The organism is Paenibacillus roseus (assembly GCF_016424485.1).
Lineage (GTDB): Bacteria > Bacillota > Bacilli > Paenibacillales > Paenibacillaceae > Paenibacillus_D > Paenibacillus_D roseus.
Genome location: NZ_JAELUP010000065.1, coordinates 57,062 through 70,446, shown reverse-complemented (window position 1 = coordinate 70,446; position 13,385 = coordinate 57,062). Strand labels below are relative to the sequence as shown.

Below are 13,385 nucleotides of genomic sequence, written 5' to 3'. Positions count from 1 at the left end.
TTATGAATTGCAACAGAGCCTTCGCCAACGATGAGCAAGATGTAAACAGGCGAAAGCTCATTTTGGAAAATGGCCAACAGACCCTATTTAGCCAGTTTTCATTTTATGCTTATTCAGGAATTCGGGAAATGACCGGAAAAATAGTATTGTCCGGCAGTGAATAGTGTGCGGGCAGGGAGTTGTTAATGCGCGTCCAGACCTCATAATCGACTTGAACCTCAGGATTTGGTAGTTGCTGCTGAAAAATCCGGTTATACAAATCAATGGTCACTTGAAAACTCACAAAATCGCCTCCTTCATATCAAGCTAAGGCTTGATCAATATCATTTGCATCTCCACTGCTAATAGATTTCAAAGTCGAGATGCGAGAATCGGGCGATAAGAACTCCCCCGTTTTTTATAATCAACTCCAGCGATAGTGTACCTGCATTGAAGATATTGCTAATCAGCCTGAGCTCGAAGGGGCTGTACGAGGTTGCGACGTCCTGAAAAACATGGATTGCTTTCTCATGAGGATCAGGCTGCAAACCGCATAGCGACCTGTAGACGATTCCGCCGGGTCCCGTAACCTCCAGCAGCGCCTCGAAGCTGCGTGTCCCCATATTATGCACAATAAGATCAAAACTCTGGACATATGGGCTGGCAATCGGCTGATTGACATCGGCAACAATGCGATAGACAGACATTCATGCGGCCTCCTCGAATCGTCATTTTATACTTCATGTTCCCGTTATTACTATATGGCTTCTTTTATTAAAAGAACTCGTTATCTACCTATTTATCTTTCATTTCAGGCGATTATCTTACTCCAAAATCTCCCAACCAACATAGGATATAAAAAAACATAAGGGAGAATTGCCATGAGAGCTATCGTCACAGGCGGGGCCGGTTTTATCGGTTCCCATCTTGCAGCAGCCCTGGCCCTTCGGGGTGATCAGGTAACCGTTGTCGACAATCTGGCTTCCGGCAATGTGAAGAAGGTGCATCCGAGCGCCAATTTTCAACAGCTCGACATCCGAAGCGAAGAGGCGCGTCAGCTTGTTGCTAGCGAGCGTCCTGATGTTGTCTTTCATCTCGCTGCTCAGACCGATGTCCAGCAATCCCTGCAACATTCCTGTTACGATGCGGATGTCAATGTCAGGGGAACGATCAATCTGCTGGAAGGATGCCGGGAAGCGGGAAGCAAGCTTGTTTTTGCTTCTACCTCGGCTGTGTACGGAGATTTGGAGAAATTGCAGATTTCCGAGCAGGACCCTGCCCGTCCGATTTCCTTCTACGGATTATCCAAATGGGCGGCCGAATCTTATATTCAGCTCTACAGCAAGCTTTATGGCTTGCCCTATACGGTTCTGCGCTTCAGCAATGTGTTTGGACCCGGCCAAACTGCAAAAGGCGAAGGGGGTGTAGTCGCCGTATTTCTGGAACGTCTGAAATCGGGCGAGCCTGTCTCCATCCATGGCGATGGCGGTCAGACCCGTGATTTTATTTACGTGGGAGATATTGTGTCCGCCCTGCTGGCTGCGGCAACGCGGGGGGAAGGGCAGACTCTTCATGCCAGTACGGCTGTCAGTGTCGCTGTTAATGAGCTTGCAGATCTGCTGGGGCGGATTCATGGGAAAGAGCTTGTACGAATCCGCAAGCCTGGGCGGAAAGGGGATATCCGCCATAGCTGTCTGGATAACCGCAACGCAAGGGAGACGCTGCTCTGGCAGCCGGAGCATACCCTTAAGGAAGGTTTGACCACAGCTTATCTTGCTGCGATGCAGAACGACAGTAGAGGATAAAAAAGGATGTCAGTGAACAAAAACAGGGAGATGATGGAGGGTGAAACTGCAGGACATTAAAGGGACTTACAATGCGATTTACAGTCTGGGCGACCTTTGTCTTTCATCCATTCAGCTCAGTAGAAATAATCTCCGCACGTTTGCAGGCGTGCTGGACTGGATGGGCTCGCCTCTGCTGCCGGATGTCACCCGGCTTTTGCAAAATCGGTTCGCGGGCTTTATGGAGGGTCCAAACCTGCGGGTAGTCGGTGAAGCGGAACATACTCATATTTGTGTGGCAGATGATGCCTACAATATTTTTTCCAATCATGATTTTGAGGTCGGTCCCAATTCGCTATCTCATATAGGTACCTATTGGGAGGTAAAAGCCAAATATGACCGTCGGATTCAACGATTTCTGGAAAAGGCGGCGACAAGCGAGCGAATGCTGTTTGTTCGTACGGAAGGCTCGCTAGAGGAGGCAGCCGAATTGGAATCGGTGCTTTCAGGGCTTGTGCAGCATGATTTTCGGGTGCTGCTGGTCAATCATGCCCCCGTCAGCACCATCGTTGAGCTGGATTGGCCGCTGAAGAAGATATGTGCGGTTCTGCTTCCAAATGAGGAGAAGTGGGAGGGCAACAACCATTTGTGGCAATACATGCTCCAGGGCATCCATTTAATTTAAGGAGGTTAGCACATGTTCGAGAACGCAGTCATTCTGGTCACCGGAGGGACGGGTTCATGGGGCCATGAACTTGTCAGCCAGCTTCTGCTTCAGAATCCGCGAGAGGTGATCGTCTACTCGCGCAATGAATCAAGCCAGGTAACTATGATGCGGGAACTGGATGATGCCCGATTGAAGTTTCGCATCGGTGATGTAAGGGATCGCGAGGCGCTGGTGAGCGTCTGCAGCAGAGTAGATTATGTCTTCCATCTTGCGGCACTCAAGCATGTTGATATTTGTGAGGAACAACCGAATGAGGCATTAAAAACCAATGTAGGAGGGACTCAAAATATTATTGAAGCGGCAATAGCAGGCGGTGTCAAAAAAGTGATTAATATTTCGACAGACAAAGCTGCCGATCCGGTTAATTTTTACGGTATGACGAAGGCAATCGGCGAGAAGCTGATCACTTATGCGAACAGCCAAAACTCTTATACCCGGTTTATCAATGTCAGGGGCGGCAATATACTGGGGTCGAGTGGCAGTGTGCTGCATTTGTTCCGGGATCAGATCATGGAGGGCAAGCAGATCACCATCACAGACAAAAACATGATCCGCTACTTCATGACTCCGCAGATGGCCAGCGGCTTGCTGCTTACCGCGGCAAGCAAGGGGCAGGGCGGGGAGACCTTCATATTGAAAATGCCGGCTTGCAAAATTACCGATTTGGCCCAGGTGCTGATTGAGGCTTATGAAGCACAAGGGATCGAGATGAAAGAAATTGGGTGCAGACCGGGAGAGAAGCTGCATGAGATACTGATTTCTCCGTTCGAAAGTCAGCATGCGGTCCTGTTGGATGATCACTATATTGTCGTGTTGCCGGCTGGCAATCATCCGCAACGGCTTCAATCCTATGCCTCTTGTCCTTCGGCTTCCGGTTCACCGGGAGTGAGCGGGCAATCGCTTATGACCTTGTCGGAAATCAGGTCGATGCTGGCTGACAGCAGTCTGCTGCCGATTAGCCAGACATCTTTATGAGATCAAGTGTGAAGGAGAGCAGCTTATGAAAATCCTCCTTGCAACCTATTGGCCTGTTCCCCATTTAGGCGGGGTTTGGCCGTATATGGAACAGTTGAAGATGGGACTGGAAGCATTGGGGCACGAGGTAGATTTGCTGGGGTACGGTGATGTGTCGGGCAACCTAGTTTATATTGTCAATCAAGGGCGGCAAATCGATACCGACCCACTGCTGCCTGTGTTGAAAGCCAAGCTTCGCCCTGACTTGTATCCGGTGCTGTATGAACATGTTCTGATCGAATATACGGAATTCAGACGATACGCCTATGAGCTGGCGGTTGCTTATTTAGGGATTGAATCCTATGATGTGATTCATACCCAGGATATTTTCTCCACGGTCGCGATCGACCGTATTCGTCATTCGCACACGGCGCTGGTCGCTTCGATTCACGGGTGTGTCGCTCACGAGATGCGCTATCATCTCGCGACGGATGAGTTCAATACCCCTACTTCGCATATTGCAAGAACATATTTTGACTGGATGGAGCATAATGGGGGCTCGGCAGCGGAGTACACGGTACTGGCCAACAACTGGATGAAAAATAATTTGTCCCAGGAATTCCGTGTTGCACCGGATAGCCTGAAAGTGTTCCAATATGGCTATGATATTCCGAAGTTTTTAGACGGCATGAAGGCCTCTTCAGAGCTTCGCCGGCCGCCTGGCAAAAAGGTCATCGTCTATACGGGACGCCTGGTTGAATTGAAAGGGGTGCATCACTTGCTGGCCGCGCTTGCCCAGCTCAAAGCTGTGCGGCAGGACTGGGTGTGCTGGATTGTCGGAGATGGTGACAAAGCAACGGAATTGACGCAGCAATGCCTGATGAACGGTCTGGAAGATATGGTGGTATTCTGGGGGAGAAGGGATGATATCCCAGCGCTGCTGGGGCAGTCGGATATTTATGTATTGCCCAGCCTGATTGAGAACCAGCCGATGTCGATTATTGAGGCACAGCTTGCAGGACTAGCCATCATTACGACCAACGCCGGAGGACTTCCGGAGATGACCGAACATCGGGTGACCGGTCTGCTTACGCCAGTTGGAGATCCGAATAGCCTGTTCCAGGCTTTTGATGAATTGCTGAAGAACAATAAATTGCGTCGCTTGCTTGGCGCTCGCGCTCATAAATGGGCGATGCGTCACTGGTCGATGAGTACGATGGTTCAGCGAATGACTTCTGTGTATGAGCAAGCCATTCATAAAAGGAAGAACCGTAGGTAACAGGTCTGCAATAGACAAGCGGCAATCAACGGCTTCTATTCAGCGTAAAACGACGCTGTGCCTGTTTACACGGCACAGCCGTTTACGCTTGCGACGCCTACGCAGCGACATACTTCCAAGTAAGTTGCCACACTATCTTTGTTCCGTTATGCTAATGAAAGATAAAGGAAGGGGAGAGGATATCATGACTCAGACCAAATTGACGCGGCCCGAAGCGATAATTTTCGATATGGACGGCACGCTCTTTCAGACAGAGACTCTGCTTGAGATCGTACATAAGCGACTGTTCGCCCAGCTTCGCAAAGAAGGGCTGTATGTGAAGGATACGCCTCCTATAGAGCGGCTAATCGCCTGTCTGGGCATGCTGCTCGATGATATTTGGAAAAGGGTAATGCCTGATGGATCTCCAGCCGCGTATGAGAGAGCCAATGAATTAATGCTGCAGTATGAACTGGAGGAACTTGAGGCTGGCAACGGGACGCTGTATCCTCATGTGATAGAGACGCTTGAAAAGCTTCATCAACGTGGAATCAAGCTTTTTGTAGCCAGTAATGGACTGGAGCATTATGTCAAAGGGGTCGCCACTTTCCACAAGATGCATCATTTATTTGCAGGCGTGTACAGTGCAGGGGAGTTTGAGACTTCCTCCAAGGTTGACCTGGTGGCCAGACTGCTGAAGGATCACCATTTGCAAGACGCATGGATGGTAGGAGATCGAAGTTCAGATGTGGAGGCAGGTCTAGCAAACGGCCTAACGGTTATCGGATGCCGATATGCCGGTTTTGGAGAGGATTACGAACTAAGGGGTTCGCATCGGCTGATCAGCAGCTTTGATGAACTGTCGTCCTTTTTACCATAATAGATGTACATATGAGTTGAAAGAGGAAATCAAGAAACAAGTCCGACGTTTTCAATGAAATGCTGAAAACGTCGGACTTTTCGCTGTTAAGGCAGACAACGGCTTTAATTTGCGGCAGATTTGGAACCGCCCCCGCTTTTTTGCTTGCGGCGTATCTTCTGGCCGTAAAGCCAGAGGGCGTATTCCAGAGGGCGTATTATCGCATTGCGATAAGTGGACATTTCGCCAGCTCTTGCGAATACTTCACGCGATGGCTTCGGATTGACCTCCAGGAGAAAGATTTTTCCTTTTTGATCAATGGCCAAATCGAGGGCCAGTTCACACAGATGCCCGTAGGACTGTTCGAGGTGTCTGGCGATTGCGATGCTGATTTCTTCGGCCTCTTGCTGAATGGCTGAAATATCCTCCTCGCTCCCAATCCAGTGTCCGAGCAATTCCTTCATTCCGGCTGCTTTTCCTCCGCCGTGCAAATTGGAGGTAATACTGCCTTTGGGTCCGATACGCCCTGCACAGCCTGTAGGTTCCCATTCGCCCTCGTGATTTTTCTGCACAAGCATCCGGTAATCATGGACGCGTCCGTTTGGCAGCTTGAGTTGGATACCTCGCTGTATGAGATAACGGGTTCCTTTCATGCCCCAATTCGATAGCTTTCTTTGGAGGGATGGGAGTGTGACCTTCTCTGGGCTGATAATCCGGCGGGAATGGTCGCGGCCTTGTATAAGCCACTTTCGCCCGGACCGGTTTTTGCTGCCAGTGAGTCGCTCTACCCGCAGAATTCCTCGGCCGCCGGTCCCATTAATCGGCTTAATATAAAGAAGCGGATATTTGGAGACCATTTCCGGTACATCCCGGCTGCTTTCCATCATCCGGGTTTCGGGCAGATACGGGCGGAAGCGGCTGTCTTTATGAAGTGTTTTGTAGACCGTCCATTTGTTGCGCATTGGCCGGTTAAGGAAGATGAGGTTGCTGTATTTGGCTCGAAATCGCTTCAACTGCTCGAAGCGATGGCTGCGCTGGATTCGGCAGCGGTCATAGATCATATGTGGAAAAGAACACCAGCGTCTGGACCATTGCTTATTATGAACATCGTAGAACATGCCAAAAATGCGGTTTTTGCTGTAATTGACGTCCTGCGGAGTGAATACAAATACTTCTAGGCCCAATTTGCGCCCGGCTGCAATCATTTTTTGGTAGACGCCTCGCTCTTCAAGCATCCCATTATCATTCAAATACAAGGTCATAATTCCGAGGACAGGCTTTGCCATATTCGTAGCTCCTCTCCCTCTGTGATGACGCTACGGCAATACACAGGCTGAGCGGTGCCTTCGAAACGCAAGGTTGGTTTGCCGGTAGGACCTGTAAGCAGGGCCACAGCTTTCATCCCGCTGCGGAAGCAGGCGGAGATGCTGGCCGGATTATCCAGTGCTACCTCGCCTTGCAGCCGACCGCAGTGGTTCATAATGGCTTTCAGCAAACGGCTCCCCAGACCATGTCCTCGCAATGAAGGGTGGACGGCCATCAAGCAAGCTGTCTGTCCGTAATCGATGGCGGCTGCTACCCCGGTCAGTTTGCCTTTTTCAATGGCAACTGCTACGGCAGAACCGGAGGGGCTGATCCCCTCATAACAGGTTTCAAGCTGTTGAGGCTGCAATTGCTTTAAAGCGGATACGGCTGACAATGTCAGCCGTTTTTCCCCGAAGCGAACCATAAAGGTGAGGATAAAAGAACGCATTCTGGCCCATTCCTCACTTGTGAGAAGCCGGATTTTCAAGCTAAGCGCCCCCCGCTTTACCAAGCTTTTGCTTGTTCAGATAAAGGCCGTAATGATAAATACGCTCGAGGGATTTTTTCCGTATGTGAGGCTCATCAAATTTCATCGGCTTGGAATTGGCCTCAAAAAACCATACATTCCCGCCCATATCAACGCCTAAATCCATCGACATCTCGCCTAGCGTGGACTTGCTTCCGCGTTCAATCTGCCGGGCGATCAGGACCGCAGTCTGTTTTACACGGACGAACAGCTTCCGTGCCTGTTCCGATCCGAAAGCGCTGACCAGCATTTTCTCCGGATCTTCAATAGAACCGCCGCGCGGAACATGCGTTGTAATGCTGCTGGAGCCCGCAACACGGGCTCCGATGCCAGTAAGATCCCATTGCCCTAGCCTGTTCTTTTGTACCAGCGCTCGCAAATCAAAACGCCGGTCATTGAAAGAAGCAAGTTCGATCCCCTGCTGGGCAATATAGGATGCTCCAACACTTTGCTTTTTGATTTTGGCCCACAGACTGCTGATGCTCGAGCAGCGATAAGTGACACTTCTTTTCTTGGATTGAACTTTAAGACGATAGGGTTTTATTTTCTCAGGTTCAAGCAGAACGGTCATAATTCCAACCCCTGCTTTGCCGCTTATCGGCTTGAGATACAAATAAGGATGCTTGAGCAGCATGCGCTTTAGGCCAGCTGATGTCACCAGTTTCCGGGTACTTGGAATGAAAGACTTTGTATTTTTTGACAACTTAAGCCACTCGAACAGACTCCATTTGTCAAAAAACTTGGGATTGAACAAGTGAATGTCCGGATGCTGCTTAATAGCCGCCAGTTTGCGGCGAACGGCTGGCTGTATTTCATCCTCTCTGAAGGGAATCCGGTTGTAAATAATTCCGGGCAGCGGGAACAGACGCTGGTGCCAGGTTTTGGTTTCTTCAGAATAAGCAAAGCCTTTTACTTTTGGTTTTGTAAGCCGCAAGTCCTTGGTGGTTATAACGTAAGTTATGAATCCCAGCTCTTTACCGGTCTGTAGCAAATCTGCGAAATTGCTGCGGTTGCCCCTAAAAAACTGCAGATCGTCTTCCACGGTCAATATAGCCAGAACGGGCTTGCTTTTATGAAGCTCAAAGCTGTTCCCGTCATCTGCCCACTCCAGATTCATCCATTCTCCCTCCTGCGGAACCGGCTCAAGAAGAGGCAGTGCTCTAAAATATAGTTTAGAGAAGCGCGCCCTTCCTCTTTGAGAGCTGGATGTTTGAAGATGGAGCGTCCTGGCTTGGCATTGGCTTCGAACATGTAAACCTCGCCATCCTTGTCAATGCCAATATCCAGACCGAGCTCGCCGAGGGTATGCGGAAAATTGCGTTCAATGCTTTGGCACAGCCTGATGGCAACACGCTTGGCATAGTCGAGCACATCCCCGGCCCGAGGCCCAAAGGTGCGCCCGAGCGCCTGCTCTGGCGTCATGAGCGAGCCGCCATTTTTAATATGGGTAGTGACGCTGCCACGGCCTGCTTTTTTGGCGCCTATACCTACGGCAACCCATTCATTTTTGCCGTTCTTGTGCATGTGGAAGCGGAAATCAATCGGGCATCCGTCAATTTCGACCAGACGAATCCCTTGCTGGATCACATAACGGCTCAAATAAGTGCCGTGCCGGGCTGTCAGCATGCGCATCAGACTTTTGAAGCTGCTGAAGCGAAGCAGCACGTTGCTGTTGCTGCGGCGGTAACGAGCGAAATATCCGCGTTTGGGGTGGTAGGTGAGGCGGTAAATGCCATTCCCCAGGCTCCCTGCCGTCGGCTTATAGTAGACGAACTGATGCTTCTCGAGCAGTTCCTTGATTTTTTCCGGTTCAGGGTTATTGACCGATTCAGGCATATGCTGCTGTGCCTCCGCGTCCCCTTCGAGCAATTTGTAAACATCGGATTTATTGAAGAAGCTCCAGTTGAAGAACGGAATTTTTTTGCGGATGAATCTCTCCCTCAGAGACTGAATGGAGGATGTTGTCTCCGCCTTGCGGCTCGGGAGTCTGTTGTAGACAACATCTGGCAGAGGGACGATTTTGCGGTACCATCCGCCCTGGGGATTCAAAAAGTGGCCATTGACCGTTTCGTTTTGCCAGTTGATATCCCGTGGTGTAAAAGCGAAGAAAAAGGCCTTTTTCTCGCCTAGCTTGAGCAGTTGTCTGATAAAGCCGGTGCGCGCGCCAAAAGGAGATGAACCTCCCCCGGAATCGGTAAGGACTCCGACCAGCGGACCGAGCTGCAATTCGTCTTCTCCGGAGCTGGTCACATAGACGCTGCCTGACTTTGGAATGCGGATGGACTGACGTACTCCGGACGAAAGGTACAGATGGTTGCCGGTTTTTTTAATCGGTCGGATCGCAGCGGCGATAACCTCTTTTCCGAGCTTCAGATGAATGGACTTTTTGCCCGTCAGCTTAAGCTGTTTAATAAGCGGCTGAGATAAATAGACGACTTTGTTTGGCTTTTGAGAAAAATGAATGTTGCAAAACGTCAAACTCATGTATGAACCTCCTGAAAGTTTTCGGCGGGAAAACCCTTCTTTAAAATCAGTGCGTGAGTTCAATTTGCTTCGACTTGTGGCATATACAGGGCCGAACGGTTGCACAGCAGCCGAGCATACTGAAGCGGCCGGACATGTGACAGCCTGGCGATTGCCGATTCGCCCAGCAGTGTAAACAGAGAGCGTCCCGGCTTGGAGTTTGCTTCAAGCAGCCATAGTCTGCCGCTTTCCTCCAAACCGAAATCCAGTCCCAGCTCCAGCAGCCTGCCGCAATGCTGTTCCAGCCTGCGGGCAGCCGAGCAACTGGCCTGATGCAGCTTTTCCATAATGCCGCTTGTCGCTTCTGCTCCGAGCAGAGCTTGAAGAAACGGTTCTGCAGGGGCTGCACGGCCTCCGCCGTGCAAATTGGCTGTCAGAACGTGTGGCTCCCCGATTCGGATGGCGGTGCCGGTAACCGACCAGCGTCCGGCCCCGTTTTTTTGAATCAGCACACGGATATCAAAAGGGCGCTGCTGGTCGTCGGTCAGACGAAGATAAGGCTGCAGCAAATAAGAGCGTCCCGCAATTAACCGACTAAAGGATGAGAGAGGCTGTTTTTTTTGTCCAAAGGAATAGGCATACGGACGATTTGCGGCGTTGCGGCCCTGGATTTGCAATCCTCCCGGGCCTTGCCAGATGCGCAGGATGCCTCGTCCTTGCATGCCGGCATCGGGCTTAAGAATGATGCCGTCCGGCTCCCGTTCCAGCCATCTGAGCAATTGGCTGCTGCTGCGGTATGAAACGGTACGCGGTAACAACTCTGCCAGCCGGGGTTCTCCCAGCAGCAGCCGGTATACCTCGAGCTTGCCGGGAATCTGGGAGCCAAGCCGGACCCATGGATGACGCAGCATCATCGCCTGCATCGCTGTCTTGTCTCTCATGCGTTCCGTCCGGCTTTGATAATAGCATCGGTCATATACAATATCCGGCAGCGGGCAGGGGCCGAAATTCCATTGATCCCCGTGAAGCTGGTAGCCTTGGAGCACACCGGTATCGGAATCATAGTGAAGCGGCGAAAATACAAATACATGAAAACCGTATTCGTGCCCCAGGAGGCAAAGTTCTCGGCAGAAGCTGTCTTCCGGCAGACGTTGCTTATTCTGGGGGGACACGGCAGCCCCGGCAATATGAATCCCCAATTTCCACTGCGGCTGGGTCATGTTATCCTCCTTGAATTCAGAAGCCGGAGATATGGCGGGCGTATTGAAGCATCAGCCGCACCGAGGGTCTGATTTTCTGATCATTTTTCAGTGGCGTGTTATCGTTCTTGGATGGCTTGGAATTTACCTCCAGCAGCCAGACGCGCCCGTTTGTATCCAGTGCCAGATCAATTCCAAGCTCGCCGAAGTGGGCGGGAATGTACTTATCCACCCCTTTAGCGATTTCCAGCGCAGCCCGCGAGAGTTTGCCGGAAGCATCTTTTTTGTTTGCAGCATTCAGATTTGATTTGGCTACGGCTTCCTTGACAGTGCTGAGGGTTCCCCCGCGCGCCAGATTGGAGACGAAGTGTTGGCTTCCAGCGGTGCGGGCGACAATTGAAGTCAGTCCCCAGGCGCCGGTTGCATTTTTCTGCACAAGTGCTCGGAAATCTACAGGGCGTTTGTTAATATCCATTAGATGCAGTCCTTGCTGAATCTGGTAACGGACCGTTTTCATTTTCCCTGAGAGGCTGGAGAACAGCTTAGTCAAAGTCGGATACTGCTCTTTGCGGGCGCCGAGCGGTGTCGTATACATGGCTTGGTATCCGCTACCCTCGCTCTTTTTGATTCGGATAATGCCTTTGCCCAGGCTGCCCCGAATCGGTTTCAGAAAGACGGCGGAATAGCGGGAGCACATGGTCTTGAGCGTTGGGAAGTTCTTCAGCAAATGCGACTCAGGCAAATAACGAAGCAAGGATGAGTCATTACGCAGTGCATCAAATACTTCTGATTTGTCCAGAAACTTTTCGTTGAATACCTGTGTCTGGTGACGGGCTTTCGCCTCCTTAAGCAGACGCTGGACACTCGCCTTGTTTTCCAGTTTCCGCGAAGTGAGACGATTGTTAATGACATCCGGGACAGGGAGCGTCATTTTATGCCAGCCTGATTCATATACCCACCCTTGAACGGAGCTGACGCTGCTGCCGATTTGACTGGGTGTGAAGAAATAGACATGGGCGCCCTGGATTTTGCAGGCGTCAACCAATTCCTTGCAAAACATGGTGATGGAACCAAACGGCTTTTCCGGCGCATCCGGGTAATCCCGGCTAATAAGCACACCAATGAGCGGACCGAGCGACAGCGTCATTGTCGAGGTACGGTATTGGATGCGCAGACTGGCGCCGCCCGGCAAACCAAGATGTCTTGCAAGCTGCTGGCTGATGCGTATCCCGTCAAACTTTGGAACCGGCACAACCTTAACCTGCTGCTTGTAGGCTCCGAATTTGAGGACGATGGATTGGCCCTGGGGAATTTTCCATTGTTTCAGGTAAGTTTCGCCAAGCATGAGAGCATCGTCTGGCAGGATGCCAGGGTTCACTACCTGTACGGCGACTTTCGTTTTGAGCATTATTGAACTCCTTCCACAAGCAGATGTAACGAGTGTGAAGGTTGAAGCCTTGCAATTACTTCATCATATGAGGACATCTATCCCTTGGTGATTGACCCACTGCAAGCTGATAAATAAAAGTGCAGGGATCAAAGTTGGGACAATGACTTGGCTGGAGCAGAACTTGGTGGTATGATCGAAGGAAATAAAACGGTGGGGCAGACAGGATCTATCACGTTGCGGAGGGAATCGACAATGAACGTATACGATAAAGCATATGAGTTGGCCAAGGCACTGGGGCAAAGCCCGGAAGTACAGGATCTGAAGGCGGCGCGTCAGGCGGTTGAGTCGCAGAGCGATGCGAAGCAGTTGCTGGACGACTTTCGCTCCCGGCAGGAAGGTTTTCAGCAGAAGATAATGGCTGGGGAAGAGCCGAGCGAGGGCGATATGAATACAATGAACCAGCTTTATGAGGTCATCAGCCTAAATCCGCATATTCATCGCTTATTTGAGGCCGAGCGCAGATTCGCTGCTGTATTTGACGATGTCAACAAAATTATGACCGATGCCCTTAAAGATATTTATAAATAGGTTGTACACATAAATGGCTGCGAGGATTCATAGGATGATGGAAGAAAGTAACCTTTTGCACTGGAAGGAGCCATCAATTGTGAATAAGAAGCTTCCTCATGCCATCTATCTGGCTTTAGCTCTAATTATGGTGCTTATCGCTATTCCCAAGCTCGAATTTCGTGACGCCTGGACGCTGGCAACCGTGTTCGGGGCCGTATGGATCGGCTTTGCGCTGCTCGTCATTGCAGCCAATCTTTATGCTTTGCTTGGCGCTGATGAACAGACGCGGCAGCAATTGGAGCGGATCAAGCGGGCGAAGAGGCGAATGTGGCAGCTTAAGCTTAGGCAGCAGGAGAGTCGCTCCCGGCGTG

The 13,385-nt window shown here is 50.8% G+C and carries 15 protein-coding genes; 7 read left to right on the top strand and 8 right to left on the bottom strand.

The features are described from left to right. Positions 1-109: 109 nt before the first annotated feature. Positions 110-283: a hypothetical protein gene (locus tag JFN88_RS12395; RefSeq protein WP_199019613.1), complete on the bottom strand. Its 174-nt coding sequence runs from the start codon at positions 281-283 to the stop codon at positions 110-112. Positions 284-341: 58 nt separating this feature from the next. Further along, positions 342-686, bottom strand: coding sequence for a hypothetical protein (locus tag JFN88_RS12390; protein ID WP_199019612.1), 345 nt, complete (start codon positions 684-686; stop codon positions 342-344). A gap of 174 nt (positions 687-860) precedes the next feature. Here JFN88_RS12390 and JFN88_RS12385 point away from each other — a divergent pair, with 174 nt between their 5' ends. The 5 genes from JFN88_RS12385 to JFN88_RS12365 all read left to right on the top strand — a co-directional run bounded on the left by JFN88_RS12385 (position 861) and on the right by JFN88_RS12365 (position 5,582). Then, positions 861-1,784, top strand: a complete 924-nt coding sequence (locus tag JFN88_RS12385; protein ID WP_199019611.1) for an NAD-dependent epimerase/dehydratase family protein — start codon at positions 861-863, stop codon at positions 1,782-1,784. Positions 1,785-1,824: 40 nt separating this feature from the next. Then, positions 1,825-2,448 carry a DUF1796 family putative cysteine peptidase gene (locus tag JFN88_RS12380; protein WP_199019610.1) on the top strand — a complete coding sequence of 208 codons (624 nt, stop codon included), beginning with the start codon at positions 1,825-1,827 and terminating at the stop codon, positions 2,446-2,448. Between the two features lie 12 nt (positions 2,449-2,460). Next, entirely contained in the window at positions 2,461-3,465 is a 1,005-nt protein-coding gene (locus JFN88_RS12375) for a polysaccharide biosynthesis protein (protein ID WP_199019609.1), read from the top strand. 25 nt (positions 3,466-3,490) lie between these two features. Then, positions 3,491-4,723 (top strand): glycosyltransferase family 4 protein, encoded by a 1,233-nt coding sequence (locus JFN88_RS12370; RefSeq protein ID WP_199019608.1) that lies wholly within the window; start codon positions 3,491-3,493, stop codon positions 4,721-4,723. Between the two features lie 184 nt (positions 4,724-4,907). Continuing rightward, a complete protein-coding gene (locus tag JFN88_RS12365; protein ID WP_199019607.1) occupies positions 4,908-5,582 on the top strand; it encodes an HAD family hydrolase in 675 nt (224 codons plus the stop codon). A 104-nt stretch (positions 5,583-5,686) separates the two neighbouring features. Here JFN88_RS12365 and JFN88_RS12360 read toward each other — a convergent pair whose 3' ends face one another. The 6 genes from JFN88_RS12360 to JFN88_RS12335 are packed head-to-tail and all read right to left on the bottom strand — an operon-like array spanning position 5,687 to position 12,462. After that, the gene (locus tag JFN88_RS12360; protein WP_199019606.1) at positions 5,687-6,847 is read right to left on the bottom strand and encodes a YheC/YheD family endospore coat-associated protein; all 1,161 of its coding nucleotides are present in this window, start codon (positions 6,845-6,847) and stop codon (positions 5,687-5,689) included. Further along, the gene (locus JFN88_RS12355) at positions 6,820-7,353 is read right to left on the bottom strand and encodes a GNAT family N-acetyltransferase (protein ID WP_199019605.1); all 534 of its coding nucleotides are present in this window, start codon (positions 7,351-7,353) and stop codon (positions 6,820-6,822) included. The genes JFN88_RS12360 and JFN88_RS12355 overlap by 28 nt, the downstream gene beginning before the upstream one ends. A gap of 1 nt (position 7,354) precedes the next feature. Then, complete coding sequence (locus JFN88_RS12350) at positions 7,355-8,509, bottom strand: YheC/YheD family endospore coat-associated protein (protein ID WP_199019604.1); 1,155 nt, start codon at positions 8,507-8,509, stop codon at positions 7,355-7,357. Next, on the bottom strand, positions 8,506-9,876 hold the full coding sequence (locus tag JFN88_RS12345) for a YheC/YheD family endospore coat-associated protein (RefSeq protein ID WP_199019603.1): 1,371 nt from the start codon (positions 9,874-9,876) through the stop codon (positions 8,506-8,508). Before JFN88_RS12345 ends, JFN88_RS12350 begins: the two co-directional genes overlap by 4 nt. A gap of 59 nt (positions 9,877-9,935) precedes the next feature. Then, complete coding sequence (locus JFN88_RS12340) at positions 9,936-11,075, bottom strand: YheC/YheD family endospore coat-associated protein (RefSeq protein WP_199019602.1); 1,140 nt, start codon at positions 11,073-11,075, stop codon at positions 9,936-9,938. Positions 11,076-11,091: 16 nt separating this feature from the next. Next, positions 11,092-12,462: a YheC/YheD family endospore coat-associated protein gene (locus tag JFN88_RS12335; RefSeq protein ID WP_199019601.1), complete on the bottom strand. Its 1,371-nt coding sequence runs from the start codon at positions 12,460-12,462 to the stop codon at positions 11,092-11,094. A 234-nt stretch (positions 12,463-12,696) separates the two neighbouring features. On the opposite strand from JFN88_RS12335, the gene JFN88_RS12330 reads away from it, so the two are divergent. Together JFN88_RS12330 and JFN88_RS12325 are read left to right on the top strand one after the other, a co-directional pair. Continuing rightward, positions 12,697-13,032, top strand: a complete 336-nt coding sequence (locus tag JFN88_RS12330; RefSeq protein ID WP_199019600.1) for a YlbF/YmcA family competence regulator — start codon at positions 12,697-12,699, stop codon at positions 13,030-13,032. Positions 13,033-13,111: 79 nt separating this feature from the next. Next, positions 13,112-13,385: hypothetical protein (locus tag JFN88_RS12325; RefSeq protein WP_199019599.1), on the top strand; the 274-nt coding region annotated here is incomplete at its 3' end.